24 protein-coding genes are annotated in these 24,705 nt (G+C 43.7%); 16 read left to right on the forward strand and 8 right to left on the reverse strand.

Translation table 11 applies throughout. The annotated features are described in order from the left end of the window. Positions 1-264 precede the first annotated feature (264 nt). The 5 genes from MHH76_RS04190 (at position 265) to MHH76_RS04210 (ending at position 6,333) form a co-directional block, all read left to right on the forward strand. Positions 265-1,701: an anion permease gene (locus MHH76_RS04190; protein ID WP_039073282.1), complete on the forward strand. Its 1,437-nt coding sequence runs from the start codon at positions 265-267 to the stop codon at positions 1,699-1,701. Between the two features lie 288 nt (positions 1,702-1,989). After that, positions 1,990-2,409, forward strand: coding sequence for a hypothetical protein (locus MHH76_RS04195; RefSeq protein WP_026578901.1), 420 nt, complete (start codon positions 1,990-1,992; stop codon positions 2,407-2,409). After that, entirely contained in the window at positions 2,387-3,100 is a 714-nt protein-coding gene (locus MHH76_RS04200) for an ABC transporter ATP-binding protein (RefSeq protein WP_223254876.1), read from the forward strand. The genes MHH76_RS04195 and MHH76_RS04200 overlap by 23 nt, the downstream gene beginning before the upstream one ends. Before the next feature lie 12 nt (positions 3,101-3,112). Then, complete coding sequence (locus MHH76_RS04205) at positions 3,113-5,671, forward strand: ABC transporter permease (protein ID WP_043054173.1); 2,559 nt, start codon at positions 3,113-3,115, stop codon at positions 5,669-5,671. Between the two features lie 83 nt (positions 5,672-5,754). After that, positions 5,755-6,333 carry a VanZ family protein gene (locus MHH76_RS04210; protein ID WP_043054174.1) on the forward strand — a complete coding sequence of 193 codons (579 nt, stop codon included), beginning with the start codon at positions 5,755-5,757 and terminating at the stop codon, positions 6,331-6,333. Between the two features lie 45 nt (positions 6,334-6,378). On the opposite strand, the gene MHH76_RS04215 is transcribed toward MHH76_RS04210, so the two are convergent. Then, complete coding sequence (locus tag MHH76_RS04215) at positions 6,379-7,161, reverse strand: MBL fold metallo-hydrolase (protein ID WP_039073280.1); 783 nt, start codon at positions 7,159-7,161, stop codon at positions 6,379-6,381. A gap of 104 nt (positions 7,162-7,265) precedes the next feature. On the opposite strand from MHH76_RS04215, the gene MHH76_RS04220 reads away from it, so the two are divergent. The 4 genes from MHH76_RS04220 to MHH76_RS04235 all read left to right on the forward strand — a co-directional run bounded on the left by MHH76_RS04220 (position 7,266) and on the right by MHH76_RS04235 (position 12,187). After that, on the forward strand, positions 7,266-8,060 hold the full coding sequence (locus tag MHH76_RS04220) for an MBL fold metallo-hydrolase (protein ID WP_039073279.1): 795 nt from the start codon (positions 7,266-7,268) through the stop codon (positions 8,058-8,060). A 207-nt stretch (positions 8,061-8,267) separates the two neighbouring features. Further along, positions 8,268-9,911 carry a M14 family metallocarboxypeptidase gene (locus MHH76_RS04225; RefSeq protein ID WP_043054175.1) on the forward strand — a complete coding sequence of 548 codons (1,644 nt, stop codon included), beginning with the start codon at positions 8,268-8,270 and terminating at the stop codon, positions 9,909-9,911. A gap of 128 nt (positions 9,912-10,039) precedes the next feature. Further along, the gene (locus MHH76_RS04230) at positions 10,040-11,137 is read left to right on the forward strand and encodes a nitric oxide synthase oxygenase (RefSeq protein WP_043054176.1); all 1,098 of its coding nucleotides are present in this window, start codon (positions 10,040-10,042) and stop codon (positions 11,135-11,137) included. A 15-nt stretch (positions 11,138-11,152) separates the two neighbouring features. Beyond that, positions 11,153-12,187, forward strand: a complete 1,035-nt coding sequence (locus MHH76_RS04235; protein WP_026578893.1) for a glycosyl hydrolase family 18 protein — start codon at positions 11,153-11,155, stop codon at positions 12,185-12,187. 40 nt (positions 12,188-12,227) lie between these two features. Here MHH76_RS04235 and MHH76_RS04240 read toward each other — a convergent pair whose 3' ends face one another. From MHH76_RS04240 to MHH76_RS04250, 3 genes are all read right to left on the reverse strand, one after another. Beyond that, on the reverse strand, positions 12,228-12,866 hold the full coding sequence (locus tag MHH76_RS04240) for an SdpI family protein (protein WP_039073277.1): 639 nt from the start codon (positions 12,864-12,866) through the stop codon (positions 12,228-12,230). Next, on the reverse strand, positions 12,863-13,147 hold the full coding sequence (locus tag MHH76_RS04245; protein ID WP_020450536.1) for an autorepressor SdpR family transcription factor: 285 nt from the start codon (positions 13,145-13,147) through the stop codon (positions 12,863-12,865). The genes MHH76_RS04240 and MHH76_RS04245 overlap by 4 nt, the downstream gene beginning before the upstream one ends. A 107-nt stretch (positions 13,148-13,254) precedes the next feature. Continuing rightward, the gene (locus tag MHH76_RS04250; protein ID WP_020450537.1) at positions 13,255-13,527 is read right to left on the reverse strand and encodes an acylphosphatase; all 273 of its coding nucleotides are present in this window, start codon (positions 13,525-13,527) and stop codon (positions 13,255-13,257) included. A 111-nt stretch (positions 13,528-13,638) separates the two neighbouring features. Here MHH76_RS04250 and MHH76_RS04255 point away from each other — a divergent pair, with 111 nt between their 5' ends. Further along, positions 13,639-14,289, forward strand: coding sequence for an MOSC domain-containing protein (locus tag MHH76_RS04255; protein ID WP_035336959.1), 651 nt, complete (start codon positions 13,639-13,641; stop codon positions 14,287-14,289). Between the two features lie 40 nt (positions 14,290-14,329). On the opposite strand, the gene MHH76_RS04260 is transcribed toward MHH76_RS04255, so the two are convergent. From MHH76_RS04260 to MHH76_RS04275, 4 genes are all read right to left on the reverse strand, one after another. After that, positions 14,330-14,461: a DUF2639 domain-containing protein gene (locus tag MHH76_RS04260; RefSeq protein ID WP_003179731.1), complete on the reverse strand. Its 132-nt coding sequence runs from the start codon at positions 14,459-14,461 to the stop codon at positions 14,330-14,332. 130 nt (positions 14,462-14,591) lie between these two features. Further along, the gene (locus MHH76_RS04265; RefSeq protein ID WP_020450539.1) at positions 14,592-14,747 is read right to left on the reverse strand and encodes a hypothetical protein; all 156 of its coding nucleotides are present in this window, start codon (positions 14,745-14,747) and stop codon (positions 14,592-14,594) included. A gap of 83 nt (positions 14,748-14,830) precedes the next feature. Next, complete coding sequence (map, locus tag MHH76_RS04270) at positions 14,831-15,583, reverse strand: type I methionyl aminopeptidase (protein ID WP_035336955.1); 753 nt, start codon at positions 15,581-15,583, stop codon at positions 14,831-14,833. Between the two features lie 125 nt (positions 15,584-15,708). Next, on the reverse strand, positions 15,709-17,670 hold the full coding sequence (locus MHH76_RS04275) for an LTA synthase family protein (protein WP_035336953.1): 1,962 nt from the start codon (positions 17,668-17,670) through the stop codon (positions 15,709-15,711). Between the two features lie 262 nt (positions 17,671-17,932). Between MHH76_RS04275 and MHH76_RS04280 the strand changes: the two genes are divergently transcribed. From MHH76_RS04280 to MHH76_RS04305, 6 genes are all read left to right on the forward strand, one after another. Continuing rightward, positions 17,933-18,310: a DUF1992 domain-containing protein gene (locus MHH76_RS04280; protein WP_020450542.1), complete on the forward strand. Its 378-nt coding sequence runs from the start codon at positions 17,933-17,935 to the stop codon at positions 18,308-18,310. Between the two features lie 70 nt (positions 18,311-18,380). Next, on the forward strand, positions 18,381-19,793 hold the full coding sequence (locus tag MHH76_RS04285; protein ID WP_020450543.1) for a sodium:alanine symporter family protein: 1,413 nt from the start codon (positions 18,381-18,383) through the stop codon (positions 19,791-19,793). Between the two features lie 188 nt (positions 19,794-19,981). After that, positions 19,982-21,394 (forward strand): PTS system trehalose-specific EIIBC component, encoded by a 1,413-nt coding sequence (gene treP, locus MHH76_RS04290; RefSeq protein WP_020450544.1) that lies wholly within the window; start codon positions 19,982-19,984, stop codon positions 21,392-21,394. Positions 21,395-21,466: 72 nt separating this feature from the next. After that, positions 21,467-23,155 (forward strand): alpha,alpha-phosphotrehalase, encoded by a 1,689-nt coding sequence (gene treC, locus MHH76_RS04295; protein WP_020450545.1) that lies wholly within the window; start codon positions 21,467-21,469, stop codon positions 23,153-23,155. A 21-nt stretch (positions 23,156-23,176) separates the two neighbouring features. Further along, entirely contained in the window at positions 23,177-23,893 is a 717-nt protein-coding gene (gene treR / locus MHH76_RS04300; RefSeq protein WP_020450546.1) for a trehalose operon repressor, read from the forward strand. Positions 23,894-23,998: 105 nt separating this feature from the next. Continuing rightward, entirely contained in the window at positions 23,999-24,691 is a 693-nt protein-coding gene (locus tag MHH76_RS04305; RefSeq protein ID WP_023855753.1) for an N-acetyltransferase, read from the forward strand. Positions 24,692-24,705: the final 14 nt, after the last annotated feature.

Genomic DNA, 24,705 nt, shown 5'->3' on the forward strand with positions numbered 1-24,705 from the left:
CAAGGTCGGCAGTTTCAGCGTGTCGAGAAACCCTCGCATTCGTTGTCAGGCCTGCGCGTCGGTGCTCACGAATTCCAACATTCGCTCCGCTCCGATGCTCGGCCTTCCTAGACTGCAAAGGTTTTCAATCACGCTGAAGGGATTTTGTCAAAAATCTGAGACTGCCGACAAGGTCGGCAGTTTTTTTAATAAAATAAAATTTGAATGATAGCAGGAAAGGAGTAGAATAATAAACGAAAACGATATGAATAGGAGGAAAAGGTTTTGGCTAAAGAAAAAGATGCAGAACAAAAATCGGCATTGAACATCATTCCTCTTGCGGTCACGATTTTAGTCGGAGCGGTGATTTGGTTTATTCCGTCGCCCGCCGGATTGGACCCGAAAGCATGGCACTTATTTGCAATCTTTGTGGCAACGATTATCGGCTTTATTTCAAAACCGCTACCGATGGGGGCAATCGCCGTATTCGCATTGGCGGTCACGGCGCTGACCGGAACGCTGTCGATTGAAGAAACGCTCAGCGGTTTTGGAAACAAGACGATTTGGCTGATCGTTATTGCCTTTTTTATTTCACGGGGATTCATTAAAACCGGTTTAGGTGCGCGAATCGCCTATTTATTTGTGCGGATGTTTGGCAAAAAAACACTCGGACTCTCGTATTCACTTCTTGTCAGCGATTTGATTTTGTCGCCGGCGATCCCGAGTAATACCGCACGGGCCGGGGGAATTATTTTTCCGATTATCCGTTCGTTATCCGAAACTTTTCAGTCAACGCCCAAGGACGGCACGGAACGGCGCATTGGCGCTTTCTTGCTGAAGGTGGGCTTTCAGGGGAACTTGATCACTTCAGCGATGTTCTTAACGGCTATGGCGGCAAACCCGCTGATTGCCAAACTTGCCCATGATGTGGCAGGTGTGAATCTGACCTGGACAAGCTGGGCTGTGGCGGCCATCGTCCCGGGACTTGTCAGCTTGATCATCACCCCGCTTGTCATTTATAAACTGTATCCGCCTGAGGTGAAAGAAACACCTGATGCGGCGAAAATCGCAACAGAGAAGCTGAAAGAAATGGGCCCGTTCAAAAAATCGGAACTCTCGATGGTCGCGGTCTTTTTGCTCGTCCTTTTTTTATGGATTTTCGGCGGAAACCTGAAAATTGACGCAACGACAACGGCATTGATCGGTTTAGCCGTCCTGCTTTTGACACAGGTTCTGACGTGGGACGATATTAAGAAAGAGCAAGGCGCATGGGATACGCTGACATGGTTTGCCGCGCTCGTCATGCTGGCGAGCTTTTTGAATGAACTCGGCATGGTCGGCTGGTTCAGCGATGCGATGAAATCGTATGTTTCAGGATTCTCCTGGGTCAGCGCATTTCTCATTTTAATTGCGGTTTACTATTATTCGCATTATTTTTTTGCGAGTGCAACCGCTCATATCAGCGCGATGTATTCGGCCTTTCTCGCCGTGATTATCGCTGCAGGCGCTCCGCCGCTCCTCGCAGCATTAAGCCTTGCGTTTTTCAGCAACCTTTTTGCTTCGACGACACACTACGGAGCTGGAGCGGCACCCGTCTTTTTCGGGGCCGGCTATATTCCACAAAGCAAATGGTGGTCAATCGGCTTTATCCTGTCGATTGTTCATATTGTGACATGGCTTGTTGTCGGAGGGCTATGGTGGAAATTGTTGGGTATATGGTAAAATGAAGGGCAGGAGAGATCCTGTCCTTTCTTTTATGTCCATTTCGATGCTGTTGATTTGAAATTCCACACTTGCGGTTAAAAGTCGTAATAAATTAAAAGCTTTGGAATTAGCCTATCTATCATCATATATCCGTTTTATATTAGTTATTTCTTTGAAACAAATGATGGATATAGAAATCTAATTTATGCATTGACTTACATTATTTTTCATATTAACCTAATATATGACAGATCTGTTTCTGATTGGACAATCAAAAAGAAGATAAAAAGGAAGAGGGGATTATTTATGAAAAGATTATTAAAGAGAAAGAAAATATTTGGTACTTTCTCTGTGGTAGCTTTGGTCTTTATTTTCGGCTTTAGTACGGTGAGTTTAGCTTATAATGAGCCATATTCTTTCAATATCCGATCAGCAGTAACTGGAGAAGCTAAACATAAACTAAGCAATAAATCTACCACTATAACTGCTAGTGCAAGAACTATTAAGGCTGAAACTGGTGAAACTCTGTCACAAACTCATAAATATACTGTCACAATTAGCAAAGGAGTATTTACTAGCTACAGTACCGGTAGATTAACCACCGGAAAAAGTTATAGCAAAAATGTAGGAAAAGTGGCTAAAGGAACTTACAGAGTTAATGTTACGAAGCACACATATTCAGATTACGGAATTAATATAAAAGGTGGAGGAAGGATTAAACAATAAGAATATTATGAGACAAGATAATAGAATTATAATATCGACAAATCAAGTAACAAAAACATATGGGGAGGGTGCTTCATTATTTAATGCGTTGCACCCTACTACTCTTTCTATAAGCAAGGGTTCAATTAATGTAATCTTAGGGAAAAGTGGATCAGGTAAAACAACTTTGCTGAGTCTTCTTGGTGGCATGGAGGAACCTACCAACGGCCATGTGTGGTTTAAACAGCAAAATTTTTACAAATTAAAGGATCCTGAACAAGCTAATATTAGAGGCAATAATTTCGGTTTCATTTTTCAAAATTATCATTTAATACCTGAAATTTCAGTGTTTGATAATATTATCCTACCACTAATGATTAATAAAAAGGAAAAAGACATTTCGGACATTAAGAAACTGACAAATATTTTAGGGATTGGGCACAAGTTGAAATCTTTTCCTTTCCAACTGTCAGGTGGTCAGCAACAAAGAGTTGCTATTGCAAGAGCAATGGCAAATGATCCAGAAATCATTTTTGCGGACGAGCCGACTGGTAATTTAGATCAAAAAAATGCGGAAAAAGTTATTGAACTTTTAGTTTCTTTATGCAAAGAATTTGATAAAACATTAGTGATTGTTACACACGAAGAGAACTTGATAGAGAGGCCAGATCAGCTTTTTTTAATTGAAGATGGACGAGTCAAAACTTTATAAAGGTGTTGAAATATGTTTTGGGTTAAATTAGCTTTTAAGTCGTTGTTCCAAAGAAGAAAAATATCTTATTTAATGGTTTTAATAATCTCTATCTCAATGGTCTTTCTTATTATGGTGAACAGCGCTACAGAAGAAATTCTGAAATACACAAAAGAAAAGGCCTATGAAAAATATGGTGAGCATCATGCTATAATTAACAATCTTAGTGAAAAGGAGTTCAGAGAGTTAAAAGGAATACATAGTGTAAAAAAAGGAGGAGGAATTTTTTTAGTTGGTTACACTGAAGATTTTAATGAATCTTCAGTCGGAGCTTCTATTGGATGGTTTGACAAAAGTGCTTTAGAATTAGGGCATATACATATTTTACATGGGAGGATGCCTGTACACAAAAATGAGATTGCCATTGAATCATTTTTAACTGACTCTTTTAAAACAAATGACGTTATTGGAGCGGATGTTAAATTAAAAATAGGTGCTGTTGAGGAAGTTTATCAAATAGTAGGTATTGTGAATAACTATTCCTCAAATTGGTCTACTCCAATAAATATAGAAAAAGGAAAGAATACATATCCAAATGTTTTTATAAGTCCGACAAAATTTAATGCAGATAAGCACATTGATATACAAAAAAGTTTTATCTTTTCACTTCAAAATGAAAATGTAGAAAAGATCGAACAAGAAATAAATGAAAATTTTGAGCAACATTTGTCTAGCCCTGAACAATTATATGAAAATGAGAATCTTTTTAATGAAGGATATAAAAACTATAATAGGATTTTCTATATATGTTTATTTTTTTCGATAATTCTAATATTTGGTTCGTTGTGTTGCTGTTTTCGAATATTTGAGGTGTTCTATCAGAATTACCGGCAAAAAATTGCGATACTGAGATCCCACGGAGCAAAAAAAAATCATATAAGGCTTCTTGTTTTTTTTCAGAGTACCATTATTGTTTTAGTGAGTTTCTTAATATCTTTTCCTGTTGGGGTGTACTTGAAAAAGATATTAAATCATCAAACATATCGTACTGAAAACTACAGTTCTTCACCTCTGTTGGAATCTACTCTGTTCGTCACGATTTGGCTCACCTTATTATTTTTTTCATTATGTATAACAGCACTAATTGTAACGGAAAAAATAAGCAAAGAAACAATTCATACTAATTTAAAAGGGAATCCGCTTATAGCAAAAGGATACCGTGTTTATCAATTTATAGAAAAGTTTCCTTTTAAATTGAAGTCTTTGGTGATTCAACTTACGTTTCGATGGAAATCTTCTATATTATTTATTGTTATACTGTCTTTCTCGATCATGATTTTTTTCTTCACCCAGTTAATAGCCGATGAAACAATTGAAAAATCCGAAGAAACAACACCGGATTTTATACTTTCATCTAAGCAACTGACTGCTGAGGAACATGTAAATGGCTATATTATCGAAACCAATCAATCTGTTTCTTTTGATTATAAAAGTGTAGAAGATCTTCAACGCTTGCCAGGAGTTGTTTATATTGATAAAGTTCCAAACTCCCTAGGGAGCACCTTGCTCCTAACCAAACAACAACTTTCACCCAATATTAAATCTTGGATAAATACCTATAAGCTGGAGAATATAAATGTTGAAATATCTGAGGACACAATAGATAATTTAGTACCAAATAATCTTATACCTATTCCTAACGTGAATTTTGTATTAGTGAATGACAGTGAACTTAAACATCTCCAACGCATGTATAGTTTTGATGAAAGTTCCGTAAGGAAAGTGAAAAAATCAAGATCAGCCTTTATTTTCTTTCCTGAAATAAATCAAAAAGAAATGAATAATAAAATTATAAATGGAGACGAAGTGAAAATCGGCAGGATTGCATATTCTGATGAAAAAAAACCAAAATTTGAAAATTGGGATTTGAAGGTAGAACGGATTATCTTGTCTCCTTACTTGATGAAACAAAATCAGATTTCTCAAGAACGTGAGGGAATTACAGTTTTAATTTATGAAGAAGTGGCTAAAAAAATTGGGGTTTTTGATGGCTATAAAGAATTGACAATATATACTGACCATTCAATTTCTAAACAAAAAAAGAAGGGGATTATTAATAAGACGAAACAAATGGTTTCATCAATTCCTGGAAGTCTGTATTATTCAGAAACAGAAGATAATAAGAGACTTGAGTCAATTTCTAATTATCTATCCATACTTGGGACTGTGTTATTTGCGGTTACTGCATTTTACTCTGTTTTAACATTAGCTGCAACAATGTATTCTAGAATCATTCAAAGAAAAGCTGAAATTGCAATTAATCGAGCCTTTGGAAAAAGCGTCACAGCCGTCTTGAAAGACCTGATAATTGAAATGACTATTTATTTAATATTAGCTTTTCTTTTAAGCGGAACGATCATTCTTTTTCTTACATTATCAATGCCTGAAAACTATAATAATTATAATTATTTCAAATATTATTTTTATTCAGTTGCTTTCACAAGTACTTTATCTTTGCTTTCACTGTCTATCTTATTTTTTGTACTGAAAAAAATAAGTATTTCTGACGCTTTAAAAACTAAGGAAGAATAGTTTGGTAATTAGTGTTTATGAGCTATGGTGAAAATCCACAAAACTTGTTAGTATAGTGACTAAAAATAAAGGTGTGAATTTTAATGTTTTGGTCAGTTAATTTAATGCTACTCGGTTTCATGTGCGCAATCGTCTACTTTTTGTACGACATTGTGAAAAACCGAAAAAAAACAAGTTTTTTTAGAAAAATGGTGTTTGCCAGTTTTATTGTTTATTTGAGCGTCGTTTATCACTATACGATAGGCGGAATCAACATTCCGCCGCAGCCGGCATACGCTCAAATGAACATTCAGCTCATTCCGTTTTATTTTGTCGCTGAATGGGTGCAAATGCATCAGCAGAGCGGGTTTGATTGGTTTTTTTGGAATTCTGTCAAGCTTACATTTTTTAATGTTTTATTGCTCATTCCTTTAGGTGTGTATCTTTCCGTTCTATGGAGAAAAATTTCGCTGAAAAAAGCGGCGGTTTTTGTTTTTTTGACAAGCTTTTTGATTGAGAGTCTCCAGCTTGTGCTATCTGTGACTGGATTTATAATGGCGAGAACCTTTAATGTGGATGATTTAATTTTAAATACGGCCGGCGGTGTAATCGGTTTCTGCCTGACGTCTTTCATGTTCGGAGCTAAAGGATCAGGTTCCCGCCGAAAAGATCTGCATTTTTGAAGAAGTGCGAAAGATGGTTCCCGGCCGGGCAATCATCTTTTTTAGTTAAAACTGAAAGCTCAGGCTCTTAAATCGGTGCATGCCTGTGCCGTGTTTTGCCAGCCCGTGTTTCTTTAAGTGCAGTGCCGCATGCCCGGCTTCCTGCAAAATGTCAGGAGCAAGACCGAGCTGATGATGCCCGCCGAAAACCTTTTTCACGCGCCCGATAGCCGAGATTTTTTCAAGCGACTGAATCAATTGGGCCGGATCAGTCGTCGGGTAGAATGCATAGATGGGGGCTCCGGTATACAGCAGGTCGCCGGTAAACAAGTAGCCTGACGCCGGATCAAAGATACAGATATGCCCCGGGGAGTGTCCGGGCGTATGATAAATAACGAGCGGCCTTGAATCGCAGCCGACTGTGTCGCCGTCTTGCAGCGTTCCCGACGGTTCACCTCTGAACGGGGTGTATGTTTCAGCGGAAAAGCCGGCCGGTACAGGTTTGGTGATATCTCGAGAGACATCGCGGCGAATGTGCTCGATCGGAAGCCCTTTGATTCCGTCCGTCAGCCAGTCTTTCTCGGCTTCATGAACGTAAATGCGCTGATATTCACCGTGGCTTCCGATGTGATCCCAATGGACATGGGTTGTGATGACGCTGACCGGCAGATCGGTCAGACTATCCGTTACCGTCTTCATGCTGCCGATACCAAGACCTGTATCAATTAAAACGGCTTCCTTCGCCCCAATCAGCAAGTAAGAGTGCACATTTTCCCAATGCCCGCATTCGCTAATCGCATATGTGGATTCATCAAGCTCTGTTACAGTAAACCATTGACCATCTCCCATTGGTTTGTCCCTCCTTCATTTTTTCAAAGGTGCTCATCCATGCATATCCTCAAGTCAAATGTGCAAAGTAATAAAATATATGATAAGTGAGTGTGGTGAACATAATGAGTGATCCTTACATGCCTTTGACATCCATCAACAGCGGGGTCCTGGAAGAGTATGCCGAAGGTGTATTCGGTTTGACGGTGCAAATCGTCAATGTGTATTTTATTTTCGATCCCGATTCGCGGGAAGCCATTTTAATCGATGCCGGAATGCCCAAGTCCGCTCCATTTATTTTAAGAGAGGCAAAGGAGCGGTTCGGCGATTTTAGCCTAAAAGCAATCGTTTTGACGCACGGACATTTCGACCATGTCGGCGCTTTGGAAGGTCTTCTCGAAACATGGCCGGTTCCAGTTTACGCCCATGAAAAAGAAATGCCTTATTTAACGGGAAAAGCCGATTATCCGCCTGCCAAACCGCAAGTAAAAAGCGGGCTGGTTGCAAAGATGTCTCCGTTGTTTCCGAGGCACTCAATCAACATTTCGTCCCATGTAAAGCAGCTTTCTGAAGATGGGTCGCTTCCGTTTCTTAAAGGGTGGAAATGGATTGAGACGCCGGGACATACACCGGGTCATGTTTCGCTTTTCCGGCAGTCGGACAGAACCTTGATCGCAGGCGACGCCGTTACAACTGTAGAGCAGGAATCTCTGTTTGAAGTGGCGATTCAAAAGCAGGAGCTGAACGGACCCCCGGCTTATTTCACAATGGACTGGACAAAAGCGGCGGACTCGGTTCGGAAGCTGTCGGAATTAAAACCGGCTGCATTGTTGACGGGACACGGTGTACCGATGAAAGGAAGCGATTTTTCCAAAGAGCTCCTTGATCTGTCAGGCCGCCTTCCCGCTTCTGATTCGTAAAATGCCATATGCTGCACTTAAAACATTCAGCCAGGCTGAATGTTTTTTTATAGGGAAAAACTAACCATTTACATGTGATGATGGCCATCCATCGTTCTATATTTCGGATGTTGTTGTATACCAAAGGAATCATTTTCTGAAATTTTAGACAAAACAAGCTGATATTTCATTTATAATGCAGGTATGCCTGAAAGGAGCTGAGAAAAGATGAACATTCAAAAAAGGGTCCAAGCTTTGCTGGCAGCTGCGGCAATGTTTGCAGGACTGATGGTGTCTGATGCGGTTCACGCTGCGGAAACCCCTTACTATGGAAAGAACTATACTCAGCCAGAGCAAGTGTCATCATTATATCCGGAGCCGGAAGAAACTTTCTCGACCCCTGCTTTTGTGAAAGAAGGGGAAGCCTTTACGACACAAGAAGAAATGATGAAGTTTATAACCAGTCTGACAAAGAAAAGCCCGAATGTCAAAATCGGGAATATCGGTTTTTCAATTGAAAAAAGAAATATTCCCGTGCTTTATTTCACAAAGGATAAGCAAATACGTTCCATATCAAAAAAACCGACCGTCTGGCTGCAAGGACAGATACACGGAAATGAGCCGGCAGCGGGAGAATCGGTCCTGGCGATGGCTGAAAAACTGGCCGGGCCGTACGGCGACAAAGTGTTGGACAAGATCAATGTCATCGTCGTTCCGCGGGTCAATCCTGACGGCTCGTATCAGTTTAACAGACGGCTGGCGAGCGGAATCGACGGAAACAGGGATCATGTTAAGCTTGAATCTCCGGAAGTCCGCGCCATTCACCAGGAGTTCAATCAATATTCGCCTGAAGTCGTTATTGATGCCCATGAATACGGTGTCGGCCAAAACGAATTTCAAAGCGTAGGCGAAAAAGGGTCATTAAAATACCATGATATTTTAATTTTATCAGGAAAAAACTTAAACATTCCAGAATCGATCAGGTATGCGTCTGACAGCCTTTATGTGAACGGCGTCAGAGCTAAACTTGATGAAAAAGGTTTTTCTAATGATGCATATTTTACGACAGGAAAAAGCAAGGACGGAAAAATCGAATTCTATGAAGGAGGTACTGAAGCGAGAATCGGACGTAATGCATTCGGCCTCCAGCCTGCTCTTTCCTTCCTAGTGGAAAGCAGGGGGATAGACATCGGACGCGAAAATTTTGCAAGAAGAGTCGCGGCTCAGGTTGCTACTCATGAGACGATCATCGACACGACAGTGAAGCATGCAGCCGAGATCAAGCGCCTTGTCGCCAAAGAAAAATTAAAGCTGATAAAAAATGGTGCAAAAGTGAGCGATAAAGACCAAGTGATCATCAACAGTGAGTTTGCAGGGCCGTATAAAGAAACGCTGAAAGTCGCTGATATCGCTTCAGGACAAGCAGTTGACGTTCCTGTCCAATATTACAGCGCTTCGGAAGCCGTCCCTGTGCTGTCAAGAACACGTCCGACCGCTTACCTTGTCCTTCCGGGCCATCAAGATATTGAGCAGAAGCTGAAGGATCAGGGATTAAAAAGCGTGACACTTCCTTTCAAACAAAAGCTCACCGCTGAAGCGTATGAGGTTTTATCGAAAGAAACATCGGGAGAATCTGAGGGCCGGCCTGTGATCAAGGTGGAAACGAAGCTTAAAAAACAGAAAAAAGAGTTTCCAAAAGGAACAAAAATCTATTTTACAGCACAGCCGCAAAGCAATCTGCTGTCGATTGCGCTTGAGCCGGAATCGGTTGACAGTTATGTAAGCACGGGTTACATCCCTTCTCAAACAGGCAAACAGCTGCCGGTTTACCGCTTCATGCTGAACACCAAAACGCTTAACATTAAGGAATAATCATCAGGCATCCGTCTTTGACGGATGCTTTTTAGCGGTTTTTTGTCTTTTCATACATAATGGTTTTAAACTGAGATTGAAACCTATACAATAAATATCAGTCTGAAATCTGGAAGGAGAGAATCCGGTTGGAATCATATGAAGAATTATGGAGGGAAGCCAAGACCTTCATCGAGCTCTGCTACGGGGAACTGTCGAAGTCCGAAGAAGAAACAAGGATGCGCTTACATAAAATAGACGAAGAAATCAGAGAAACCGGAAGCTATACACATACATTAGAAGAAATCGAACATGGCGCGAAAATGGCGTGGAGAAACAGCAGCCGCTGCATCGGCCGGCTGTTTTGGCACTCTCTTACTGTCATCGATCAAAGAGGCGTTCAAACCGAGGCAGAGGTGCGGGATGCGCTTTTTCACCATATAGAGCTTGCGACAAACGGAGGGAAAATCAGACCGTTCATTACGATTTTTCCCCCGGAACAAAGCGGGCAAAAAAAAGTGTCCATTTGGAACCATCAGCTGATCAGGTATGCGGGGTATGAAACGGAGCAAGGTGTCATCGGCGATCCGGCATCATTGGAACTGACAAAAGCGTGTGAAGTGCTCGGCTGGAAAGGCGAAGGTACGCCTTTTGACGTTTTGCCGCTTGTTTTTCAAATAGATGGCCATCCCCCTGTGTGGTATGAGCTGCCTCGTGAAATCGTCAAAGAGGTCCGGATTGAACATCCGGAGATTGAAGGCTTTAAAAGTCTGGGGCTGAAGTGGTACGGTGTGCCGATTATAGCCGATATGAAGCTGGAGGTCGGAGGAATTCATTATAATGCCGCCCCGTTTAACGGCTGGTATATGGGAACGGAAATCGGAGCGCGCAACCTCGCGGATACAGACCGCTATAATGTACTCGAAAAAGTGGCAGAAATTATGGGACTTGATACGGAACGGAATACTTCGCTGTGGAAAGACAAGGCGCTTGTTGAATTAAATACGGCGGTGCTTCACTCTTATAAAAATGCCGGCGTCAGCATTGTTGACCACCATACCGCGGCAAGCCAATTCAAGCGGTTCGAGGAGCAGGAAGCTGAAGCGGGAAGGGAGCTTTCAGCAAGCTGGACATGGCTGATTCCGCCGTTATCTCCGGCAGCGACCCATATCTTTCACAGCTATTATGAAAATAAAACGCTTAAACCGAATTACTTTTATCAGGAAAAGCCTTATTCGAACGATTGAGAGGACGAATAGACAATGAGAAAAATCTACTTGCTATGCAGCGTATTCGCTGTATGTTTAACGATGCTTACATATACAGAAACAGAAGCAAAAGCGGCCAAAATCGTACTCGGCTATACAACAGGGGAAGCAGCTTCCTATCAATCGCTGACGGCATACCATCACTATATCAATGCCGCAGCTCTCGACACGTACGCGTTTAATCAAAAAGGAGATATCATCGGAGACACTCCGAAAAAACAATTATCGTTTGCAAAGAAGAAACGCCTCAAGACGTGGGCGGTCATTTCAAACTACAACGAATCCATTCACGATTTTGACGGGAATCTGGCATCAACGGTCATGTCCGGCAAAACGGCGCGGCAGCACTTTACAGAACAGCTTATTACGCTTGCGAAGAAGCAGTCGTTTACCGGAATTAATATTGATTTTGAAGCTGTAAAGCCGAACGAGAGAGCTAAATACTCAAGCTTCATCCGTCATGTCGCAGCCGCTTTGAAAAAACACAAGATCAAAACGATGGTTTCGGTACCGGCGAAGAGTGCAGATGACCGAAAAGATGGATGGAGCTGGCCGTATGATTATGCGGAAATCGGAAAATCAGCTGACTATGTTCAAGTCATGACCTACGATGAACACGGGATCTGGAGCGAGCCGGGCTCTGTTGCCGGAATGAACTGGGTCAAAAGCTCATTAGCATATGCGGTGAAAACGATCAAAGCCGAAAAAGTCATTATGGGCATCCCCTCATACGGGAATGATTGGGATTTAACATCCCGAAAGAACAGCAAATTGAAGCAGTGGAACGACGTGAAGGCGCTTAAGAAAAAAGTGAAGGCTAAGCCTGTATATGATAAAAGATCGGGGTCGATGAGATTTTCTTATACAGATCAACACAAACACCGCCATGTCGTTTGGTATGAAGATGAAAAAACGATTGCGGCGAAAAGCCGCCTGGCCATGCGATATAAAATCGCAGGAGTTTCCGTCTACTCGATGGGACATGAATCGGCCTCTTTTTGGCAGGCGGTGCGGAAGGGAATAAAATAAAGGCTCCAATTCGGAGCCTTCTTTTTCATTTATTCTCATGTCAGCTTTTCATATTGATTTCTTTTCGGTACAGGACATAAGAATAAATATAGGGCGCGAAAACCGTTGCCAAAATAACCGGAAGCATGATTTCTGGGCTGATAGATAACAATCCGTCCGCAATGATCAGCAGTCCTGCTAAAGTAAATACTTTCGCCGCAAATCTGTGGGTTTTTTTCCAGATTGAATCGCTGCTCAATGTCCAAGGGTTTTTGATCCCGAAAAAAAAGTTTGAGCGGACTCTCGGGAGGTAATTGCCTATGACAATGAGTAGAGCGCCTACTAGAACCGGTACAATGCTGCCAGCGGGCAGATCATACCCGAGCCCTGTCATGATTACAAGCACGTTGATCAGGGAAAATAGAATCAGCATGGCATTGATGAGAAGGTAATAAGTCTTTGAAAAAAGCTGATAGTTTTTTCTGCGCGGATCGATTTTTGGCGTTAAGAACATCAACACATACACAAAAACGAGCAGCCCGGTCATGATAAGCATTGCTTCCATTTTTGAAGCATAACTGTCGACTTCTCCCGAAAATGACCAATGAATTGGAACTTGATCGGAAATGTGCGGATAAGCGATGGCCCACATGATTAGATTTATGGCGATTATAGCGAGTGAAAAGATGTGTTTTCTCATTTGGCATCCCCTTTATCTTTGCCGGCTTGCTCAGTAAAACTGAAAGCCCAGCCGATGATTTCTTGAAATATTGTGGTGTTCAGCGAGTAAATGATGTATTGGCCTTTTTTTTCATCTTGAATTAATTCAGCCTGTTTTAAAATTTTTAAATGCTGAGATATACTTGGTTTAGACATTTGAAACTGGTCAGATATTTCACCGGCGGTCATATCCCGATCCTTCAGCAGATTTAAAATTTTTCTTCTCGTCGGGTCAGCTAGAGCCTTAAAGGTTTGGTTCATATTCAGCATCCTTGGAATTAAGTATTTAGCTATTTAACTAAATACTAAAATAAAAGAGGAATTTAGTCAAGATTCGTTTGAAAAATCCGCCATCTCCGGCGGATTTTTCAATAGCTGATATTAAACTTGTGGAATCCGTCAATCTCTTTTGTTTCTTCGACATTCACGTCCGTTACTTTTGAGAAGGGACTTCCTTTTTGAATCGCTTTTAAAAATGGCTTCAGGCTTTCCTCGGGTCCTTCGGCGCGGATTTCAACTGTGCCGTTGTCGCGGTTCCGGACCCAGCCGGTCAATTTGTGCTTATCTGCTTCCATTTGAACAAAATAGCGAAATCCCACGCCCTGAACGCGTCCGTCTACAATGATTCTGTATTGAAGCATCGAGAACACTCCTTTTCTTTTATGCTACCACATTTCTCATTTTGAGATCATGGGATAGACATGTTTCGGATAAATCGTTAAAATATGAAAATAAAGGAAGGGCGTGAGGTTTTGGAGCATCAGGAGTATGAAATTTTATCTATTCATGTAGGCCGTCCGCACACATACGAATTCGACGGAAAACAGGTGGAAACGGCAATCGTGAAGGAGCCTGTCGGCGGACCCGTATATTTGAGCCGTACGAATTTTGAAGGGGACGGGCAGGCGGATCTGATTCACCACGGAGGAGTGGATAAAGCGGTTTGCGTCTATCCGGCGGACCACTACATGTATTGGGAAAGCGTCTTGAAGCGGAAGCTGCCGGAGGCGGCATTTGGAGAAAACGTGACGGTTAAAGGGCTCACCGAAAAAGATGTGTGCATCGGTGATATCTTCAAGCTGGGGGAGGCTCTTGTTCAAGTCAGCCAGCCGCGCCAGCCTTGTTTCAAGCTTGCCAAACGGCTGAATCAAAAAGATATGGTGTTACAGGTGAGGGACACCGGGTTCAGCGGATTTTATTTCAGGGTTCTCGAAGAAGGAATCGTTGCGCCCGATTCCGGGCTGCAGCTCGTTTCAAGAGATGCGCATGAAGCCACAGTTTCGTACGCCAACCATTTGATGTACCATGACAGGGGCAATCACCCCGCCATTCGGAAGATCCTTGAGGTTGAAGCGCTGTCGGAAAGCTGGAGAAGCTCATTTTTAAAGGAGCTGAGCGCATAAAAACAAGCCGTGTCCGAAAAGGAGCACGGCTTTAACATGTTTATTTTTTGACGCTTTCAAGCAGGTTGGCCAAAAAGTGTTTTTTATAGCTTTGAAGCTTTCTTCCTTCATACTTTGTCATTCCCAGCTTTTTCAGTTCTTCTACATACCAGCCTTTGCTTCCGTAATGCATGGCAGAAAACTCCCTTCTATAATTCGATGCAATTGGCATTCTAACATCTATAGAAAAACACTGAAAAGGGATAGGCGGCAATTTTTAAAAACTGAGTCTTTCGTCGTAGTTTGGAAGTTTGAGGAAGGCTTCAGCCGTGTGTCAAACTGGTGACGATCATCACAATGATTGAGATGCTGAGGACGATTCCGATATATTTTAAGAAGCCGTTCTTTTTTTTATGAGCATATACGATTAACAGGATGCTCTCGATGAAAAAGATCAGCCCGATGATGGCAAACAGCATGCGGTAAAGCTCCTTTCGGCACAGTTTGTCTTTTATTTTAGCATAAAAGCCCGGACTTCTATGAGCCGGGCTTTTTCACGTAATCAGTCAAGCTGTGTTAAAATGATCGGTTCGTTTTTCGTAATGACGATCGTATGCTCGATCTGTGCCACAAAGCTGCCGTCAGGCGTTTTGAATGTCCAGCCGTCTCCGGCTTCGATGGTATGCTCGGCTTTTGTGGAAACAAACGGCTCAAGGGCGATGACGGTTCCGTTTTTAAAGAGCGCATTATCAAACGGGTCATAGTAATTTAAGATATGGTTGGGCGCTTCATGGAGGTTCTTTCCAATCCCGTGTCCCGTCAGGTTTTTAATGACGGTAAATCCGTTTGCTTTTGCTTCATTGTATACGGCTCTGCCGATTTGGTTTTGTTTCTTGCCGGCGCGCGCCTGCAAAAGTCCCTTTTGAAATGCGCTTTCCGCGCTTTGGCAAAGCTTGTGCAGCGTTTCATCGCCTTTTCCGAGTACAAATGAAATGCCAGTATCAGAATAGTAGCCGCCAAATTCAGCGGAGATGTCGATGTTGATCAAATCCCCTTCTTTTAAAATCGTGGATTCGCTTGGGATGCCGTGGGCGACTTCATCGTTCACACTGATGCACGTCGTTCCTGGGAAATCGTATTCTTTTTCCGGAGCCGGTGCGGCGCCATGAGCCTCAAGCACTTCTTTACCGATGAGGTCCAGCTCTTTTGTGCTCATGCCGGGTGCTGCTTTTGCCTTCATTTCCTCCCTGGCTAAAGCGACGATTCTGCCTATTTTCTTGAGCCCTTCCAGCTCTTGGTCATTTGTTACAATCACAATTCATTCCCGCTTTCTTTTTTTATATTCCATTTCAAGCTTACCATATCTGCTTGCGAAAAAGGAACAGAGCGGCTTCAAGACAAAAAAAAGCACCCGCTTATAAATAAGCGGGTGCTGTCTGTTTATTGTCCGGAATCTGATTTCGTAGTTTGCGCCGCATCAGATTCTGATGTTTTCGGATTGTGGTTGGTGTAGTCGTAGTCGCTCGGGTTGATCGCTTTAAAGCCTTTCGGTTTATAAAAGCGCAGCAAATCTCCGTCGACGATTTTATCCGACATTTCGAGTTCTTTTTTCACGGACTCATCGATGTTCGGATCGATGTCTTTTTCGTTCAGAAGCTCTCCTGTTTTCGTGTCGTAGTAGTTACCGTTCGTTTTCGTATATTCCGGAGAAACGAAATCGCCGTTGCGGAACGGAATAACTTCACGGTGTTCCGGTGACAGAAGGTCTGAACCGCTCATCAGGTAATCTTTCGTATTCACGCCCATCAAATGAAGCAGGGTAGGGGCTACATCGACTTCGCCGCCGTATTTATTGGATTTGATTCCCTTGACCCCAGGCGCGTGGATGAACAGCGGAACCCTTTGCAATTGGGCATTTTCATATGGTGTGATGTCTTTGCCCAATACTTTGGCCATCGCTTTGTTGTGATTTTCCGAAATACCGTAGTGGTCTCCGTACATGACGACAATCGTATTATCATACAGTCCGGATTTTTTCAGATCGTTGAAAAATTGTTCAATGGCCTGATCCATGTAGTTGGCCGACTGGAAATAATGGTCAACGACGCTGTCGCCGGTATCGCCGGCAGGGAAGTCTGTATCGCCTTCATCCATCTCGAACGGAAAATGGTTCGAAAGGGTGATAAACTTCGTATAGAACGGCTGTTTCAGGCTTTTCAACAGCGGCATTGATTCTTCAAAGAACGGTTTATCTTTCAATCCGTAGTTTTTCGTTTTATCTTCGCTCATATCGTAATACGTAGCGTCAAAGAATTTGTCATAACCGATGGCTTTATACATTTCATTGCGGTTCCAGAACGTTTTGTAGTTGCCGTGGAATGCCGCTGATGTATAGCCTTGAGACTTCAAAATGGCCGGAGTCGACTGCAGCGTGTTTTGCGCTTTATTAATGAACACTGACCCTTGTGATAAAGGATACAGCGAGTTGTCCATCATAAATTCCGCGTCAGACGTTTTACCTTGTCCTGTTTGGTGGAAAAAGTTATCAAAATAAAACGTTTCATTGTCATGCGCCAGTGAATTTAAGAACGGCGTGACTTCCTTGCCGTCGATCTTATAGTCGATCGCGAACGTCTGAAGTGATTCCAGTGAAATGTAAACCACGTTCATGCCTTTCGCTTTTCCGAAGTATTCGGCATTCGGCTTATCATGATTGGCTTTAATATAGTTCTCTACTTCCGTCACGTCGCTGGAGCTTGCCAGTGCGCGCTGGCTGTTTGACTTGATATTCTGCACCGCATCATAGATTGTGAAGTTGTAGGTTCCCAAATATTTCACAAGGTAGTTGCGGTCAAAAGAACGGGTCAGAAGCTCCGGACGATCAATCTCGGCAACGGCCAGGTTGACGAGGAAGACAAGGACGCTTGTTCCCATCACAATTTTAAACGGGCGCTTCGTTGTTGTTTCAGAAGGTCTGTTATAGAAAACAGCCAGCCCGATTAAAATAAAGGTATCGATGAAATACAAAACATCAAGCGGGTGCATGAGCGAGAAGATGCTGTCCCCGAGCTGCCCCCCGTTTGTTTTTGCCTGCATGATCGTAGGCAGCGTGATAAAGTCGCTGAAAAATCTGTAGTATACGACGTTTGCATATAGCAAAAAAGACATTAAAAAATGAATCACTATAATCGCTGTCTGCTGTATTTTTTTCTTGAACAAGAGTCCTAATCCAAGAAAGAACAAGCTTGAGCTAATCGGATTCACAAAAAGCAAAATCTGTTGTACTGTGTTGGTTATTCCTAAATTAAATTCAATTACATACGCAGCATAAGTTTTCAGCCATAGCAATATGGCGGCTATCAGGAAGAAGGCAAGACCTCTTTCCTTAATAAATCTTTTCAATTGTTACACTCCTTTTTTCCGGATCAGTAAAAAACCATCGGAACGAAAGAAAAAAACGAATGTATAAAATATACCATGAAATACCGATTTAGAAAAGCGGAAATCAACCTTGTGAAAAGAAGCGCAAAACCCCTGGTAAATCAGGGTTTTACAGTTTTCTGAAAAACATTTGGGAATATTTTACGCTTGTCTTGCATTGGCGGGAACGCATCTTTATGGCAGACTGTTGTTAGTATATGAACAAAAGGGGAGGATGTAGACCATGGATTTTTCGAGCATCGTTTCTGAAGATAAGATTAAGCGGGCCATTAAGGACGGCGAATTCGAAGGGCTTCCGGGAATGGGGAAACCCTTGAAAAAAGACGATGCCGCCCATGTTCCAGAGCATCTCCGCATGGCTTACCGGGTGATGAAAAACGCCGGAATGACGGGGGACGAAGGGGCTTTGAAGAAAGAGCTGATGACAATTGACGACTTAATCGCAAAGTGCGCGGATGAAGACGAGCGCGATCGTTTAATTGAGAGAAAAACAGAAACGCGGCTCAGGCTCGACAGGCTCGCCGACAAAAAAGGCATGTTTTCCAAACCAGCCTCAGCGTTTTATAAAGAAAAAGTGTACCGAAGGCTCAGCGGGAAATAAAAAAGCGCTGAGCAGGTTTATTTCTGTCCTATAGTGGTATTGACCCATAAACGAATAAAAGGGTGATAGGATGGAACGATTGTTGAACTGGGTTGAATACATATCAGATTGGCTTTGGGGGCCGCCGCTCATCATACTGCTGACAGGGACGGGAGTCTATTTAACGATCCTGCTGAAATTTTTTCAATTTCGCTATCCTCTCTATATTTTTAAGCAGACGATCGGAAGCGTCGGCAAAAAGCCGAAAGGAGAAGGGACAGTTACACCGTTGCAAGCTTTGACATCGGCTCTCAGCTCAACAGTCGGCGCCGCCAATATCGTCGGTGTGCCTGCGGCGATCATGTTCGGCGGTCCGGGAGCCGTGTTTTGGATGTGGCTGGTCGCTCTGTTTGCCATGGCGATCAAGTTTTCGGAAAGCGTCCTCGCCGTCCACTACAGAGAAAAAAACGAAGAAGGCGAATATGTCGGGGGGCCGATGTATTACATTACAAAAGGACTCTCTATGAAATGGCTCGGCGTCTTTTTTTCGGTCGCGCTGATGATCGAGCTCGTTCCGAGCATCATGGTGCAGGGAAATTCGGTTTCCGCATCATTAGCTGAGTCGTTTTCATTCAATCGTTTATACACCGGAATCGGGATTGCTTTTTTGATCGGTTTAGTGGTGATCGGAGGGATTAAACGGATTGGAAAAGTGACAGAGCTTGCGGTTCCGCTTATGGCAGGGGCGTACATTGGGGCCGGTTTCCTGATTGTCGTCATGAACCTTTCTTCTGTACCCGCATTTTTCTCTCTCATCTTTTCGAATGCGTTTACATCCTCTTCGGCATTCGGCGGCTTTGCAGGTGCGGCGGTTGCTGAAACCGTTCGCTGGGGATTTGCACGTGGACTTTATTCCAACGAAGCCGGGATGGGGACGGCGCCGATTGCGCATGCGGCGGCGATGACCGACCACCCTGTGAGACAGGGATTCTGGGCGGTGATCGGCATTGTGGTCGATACGCTGCTGATATGCACGACCACAGCCTTCGTTGTGCTCGCATCAGGCGTTTGGACCGCTGAAAATGCTGCGAGCAATCCAGGGGCACTGGCGGCAGCCGCATTCCGCAGCTATTTCGGCCCTGTGGGCGGATACTTCGTCTCCGTCTCGCTCGTTTTCTTTGTCTTATCAACGATCACAGTGGTCATTTTTTACGGAGTAAAACAAGCTGAATTTCTGTTCGGACGGCTCGCGGGGCATATGATTAAATTCGTCTATCTGGGCGCCGTCATCATCGGAGCTGCCGGAGGAGCAAAGGCAATATGGGGATTCCTTGATCTTGCGCTCGTTTTCATTCTTATTCCGAATATTTTGGCGGTGCTGCTCTTGAGCAAAAAAGTAAGGTCTTTATATGATGAGTTTTTTACATCAGAAAAGTATTATTTGAAAGACATCGGTCAGCAGGACTGCGCTGATGAACGTGATGAAAAAGTGAACAATTTATGATCTCAGCCGGTTGTTCCCGGCGTATAAATCGGAGGAAGCCTTGCTGTCCTTCGTTTTATGAAGGGAACGGCCGGGCTTTTTTTATTTTTGAAAGCGCTATAAAAATATGTTGACTACTTGTATATACAAGAATACAATATAGGTATAACATGTATATACAAGTTATAAGAGGAGAAGGAGGGATTGGAATGACTGATTTAAATCAATCAGCGCGACGGATTGTCGATGCTGTCGGCGGTGCGGACAACATTGCAGCGGTAACCCATTGTGTGACGCGTCTGCGATTTGCACTGCTCGATGAAAGCAAAGTCAATCAAGAGGTGTTGGAGCAAATAGATGTTGTCAAAGGATCGTTTTCAACGAACGGCCAATTCCAAGTGGTGATCGGCCAAGGAACGGTCAACAATGTATACGCGGAGCTGGTGAAGGCCACAGGAATCGGCGAATCGTCAAAAGATGACGTCAAGAAAGCCTCAGAGAAAAATATGAATCCTTTACAGCGTGCTGTGAAAACGCTTGCAGATATTTTTATTCCAATATTGCCGGCGATTGTCACCGCCGGACTGTTGATGGGAATCAACAATATCCTGACGGCTCAAGACATTTTCTTCAGCGGAAAATCGATCGTTGAAGTCTATCCTGAATGGGCGGATCTCGCCAATATGATTAACTTGATTGCGGGAACGGCTTTCGCATTTCTCCCGGCATTAATCGGCTGGTCGGCCGTCAAGCGGTTTGGCGGAAATCCGCTGCTCGGCATCGTGCTGGGCGTCATGCTTGTGCATCCTGATTTGTTAAACGCTTGGGGATACGGGGCTGCCGAGCAAAGCGGAGAGATTCCTGTCTGGAATTTATTCGGTCTGGAAGTGCAGAAGGTCGGCTATCAGGGGCAGGTGCTTCCCATTTTGCTCGCATCTTATTTGCTTGCAAAAATTGAGCGCTTTTTGACAAAGCGGACGCCTGAGAGCATTCAGCTCCTTGTTGTGGCGCCGATTACGCTGCTTGTCACAGGTTTTGCTTCATTTATTGTCATTGGACCGGTTACATTTGCCATCGGAAATGTCTTAACATCAGGCCTTATTGCTGTCTTTGAACAATTTGCCGTACTGGGCGGACTGTTATACGGCGGACTTTACGCCGCTCTCGTCATTACCGGAATGCATCATACATTCCTTGCCGTTGACCTTCAACTGATCGGATCAAAGCTCGGCGGAACATTTTTATGGCCGATGCTGGCGCTGTCCAATATCGCACAAGGTTCAGCCGCGCTTGCGATGATGTTTATTGTCAAAGATGAGAAGCAGAAAGGTCTGTCCTTGACATCCGGCATTTCAGCTTATCTTGGAATTACCGAACCGGCGCTGTTCGGGGTGAATCTCAGATACAGATTTCCGTTCGTGATCGCGATGATCAGCTCGGGGATTGCCGGAATGTTCATTTCCTCGCAAGGGGTTTTGGCAAGCTCTGTCGGCGTCGGCGGTGTACCCGGAATTTTCTCTATCATGAGCCAATACTGGGGAGCGTTTGCAATCGGGATGGCGATTGTGCTGATCGCGCCGTTCGCCGGAACATACCTCTATGCAAAATTAAAAATGAAATAAGAGAGGGAGAGGGGCGCGCATATTTGTCAGCCCTTTTCCCATTTCATAAAGAAGAAAACGGTGGTGTTGAAAATGGAAACGAAAGAAAATCCATGGTGGAAAAAAGCAGTCGTCTATCAGATTTATCCGAAAAGCTTTAAAGATACAACAGGTAACGGTGTCGGCGACATTCGCGGCATCATCGAAAAGCTCGACTACATCAAGGAGCTCGCCTGTGATGTCATTTGGCTGACGCCGATTTATCAATCGCCGCAAAATGACAACGGCTATGACATCAGCGACTATTACAACATTCATGAAGAATATGGAACAATGGCCGACTTTGAAGAGCTTCTAGAAGAGGCTCACAAACGCGGCATAAAGGTGATCATGGATCTTGTCGTCAACCATACATCAACAGAGCACAAATGGTTTAAAGAAGCAGCGTCCGGAAAAGAAAATCCGTATCGCGACTTTTATATTTGGAAGGACATGAAGCCGGACGGTGCCCCGCCGACAAACTGGGAATCGAAGTTCGGCGGTTCGGCGTGGGAGTTTCATGAAGAGACCGGACAGTATTATCTCCATCTCTATGATGTGACACAGGCGGATTTGAATTGGGAGAACGATGAAGTCAGAAAAAAAGTGTACGAGATGATGCATTTCTGGTTTGAAAAAGGAATCGACGGCTTCAGACTTGATGTCATCAATGTCATCTCAAAAGACCAGCGTTTCCCTGATGATGACGAGGGGGACGGGCGCAGATTTTATACGGACGGGCCGAGGGTTCACGAGTTTTTGAATGAAATGAACAGGGAGGTCTTTTCAAAATACGACAGCATGACGGTCGGGGAAATGTCATCGACGACAATCGCAGATTGCATCCGGTATACAAACCCTGAAAGCCGGGAGCTCGATATGGTGTTTAACTTTCACCATTTAAAGGCCGACTATCCAAACGGGGAAAAATGGGCGCTGGCGGATTTTGATTTTCTAAAGCTGAAGAAGATTCTTTCTGAATGGCAGACTGAAATGCATAAAGGAGGCGGGTGGAACGCATTGTTCTGGTGCAACCACGACCAGCCGCGGATCGTCTCACGCTACGGAGACGACGGAAAATACCGCATAAAATCTGCGAAAATGCTGGCAACCGCAATTCATATGCTTCAGGGAACGCCATACATTTACCAGGGAGAAGAGCTCGGGATGACCAACCCGAAATTCGATGACATCTCTCTTTATCGGGATGTCGAATCTCTCAATATGTACCGTCTGCTGAAAGAAGCAGGAAAGCCGGAAGCCGAAATCATCGAAATCCTGAAAGCGAAGTCCCGTGATAATTCAAGGACGCCGGTGCAGTGGAACGGAGAAAAAAATGCCGGGTTTACGACGGGGACACCGTGGATTTCGGTGCCTGCCAACTACAAAGAAATCAACGCAGAAAAAGCGCTCAGCGATCCTGACTCGATTTTCTACCATTATAAAAAGCTGAATAAGCTCCGCAAGGAATTCGATATCATCACAACCGGAGATTATCAGCTGATTCTGGAAGACGATCAAGCACTTTATGCGTATTTGAGAAACGGAGCGGATGAAAAACTGCTGGTGATCAATAATTTTTACGGGAAAGAGACCGAGTTTCAGCTCCCTGATGATATTGATATTGACGGCTATGATGCCAAGGTTCTCATTTCCAATGACACCGATCTTCCCGAGTCATTTACACGCTTTAAAGTGAAACCGTATCAATCGATTGTTTATCATCTCGCCAAACCATGCTAAACTAAGCGTGGTGGTAAAAAAATGAAGATCAACAAGTATATGATGATTTACAAACAAATTGCAGAACAAATCGATCAAAGCATACTGAATGCCGGAGATATCCTGCCGTCTGAAAACGACCTTGCCGAACAGCACGACACCTCGAGGGAAACGGTTCGGAAAGCGCTGAATGTGCTTGCCCAGAACGGATATATTCAAAAGATCAAAGGAAAAGGGTCAGTCGTGCTGCACAGGGAGAAAATGCAGTTCCCGGTTTCCGGTTTGGTCAGCTTTAAGGAACTTTCAGAAACGCTTGGCAAAGAGACAAGCACGACGGTCCACGAGTTCGGCTTGACGCATCCGGATGCATATATTCAAAAGCAGCTTCGCACTTCTGGAGATGAAGAGGTATGGCGGGTCGTCAGATCGCGGAATATTAACGGAGAGCGCATCATCCTGGATAAAGACTATTTTATCCGCAAGCATGTGCCGCTCTTGACGAAAGAAATATGCGAGGACTCGATCTACCAATACCTTGAAGGTGAATGCGGGCTCGTCATCAGCTATGCCCATAAGGAAATTGTGGTCGAGCCATGTACGGCTGAGGATCAAGAATATTTGGATTTGAACGGATACGAACACATTGTGGTTGTGAAGAATTTTGTTTTCCTTGATGATACAACCTTGTTTCAATATACGGAAAGCAGACACCGCTTGGATAAATTCCGTTTTGTCGATTTTGCAAGAAGAGAAAAGTAGCACGGTGCGCCTGACGGCGGCCGTGTTTTTTTATGCAGCCGTTTCTCATCACGTCCGCATTGAATATGCTACAGCAGGTGTAAATGAGAAATGGAGGATGTATCAATGATTCATGAAACCGTAAAGATCGGAAAGAACGTAGTATTGGGAGAGCAGGCTGTCATTGAAGAAAATGTGGTCATCGGGGACAACGTAACAATCGGTCATCATGCCATTATTAAAAAGGATACTCAGATCGGCAGCGGGGTGAAAATCGGCGATTTGGCCGTCCTTGGCAAAGCGGCTTCTTCAAATAAAAAAATGGCACGCCAGCCGAAGCAGGCGGGAGCGCCTTTGCGGATAGAAGATGATGCCGTAGTCGGTGCGAGTGCTGTTATATACCGGGACGTGCTGTTGGAAAAAGGCGTTTTTGTGGGAGACATGGCGAGCATTCGCGAAAATGTTGCGATCGGAAGAGAAAGCATTATAGGACGCAACGCGATGGTTGAAAACAATACTAAAATTGGAAAGAGAGTGACGATTCAAACGGGCTGTTATATCACCGCTGATATGACGATCGAAGATGAAGTGTTTATCGGTCCTTGCTGTTCCACATCAAATGATAAATATATGGGAATGGGAAACTACCCGTATCAAGGTCCAACTATTAAAAGAGGAGCGAAAATCGGAAACAACGCAACATTGCTGCCGGCGGTCGTCATCGGGGAGCATGCGGTCATCGGAGCGGGCGCCGTCATAACAAAAGATGTTCCCGCAGGCAAAACGGCTGTGGGCAATCCAGGCCGGTTGCTGAAATGACGGTTTTTCAATCT

It is taken from the genome of Bacillus sp. FSL L8-0193, from assembly GCF_037976065.1.
GTDB classification, from domain to species: Bacteria; Bacillota; Bacilli; order Bacillales; family Bacillaceae; genus Bacillus; species Bacillus paralicheniformis.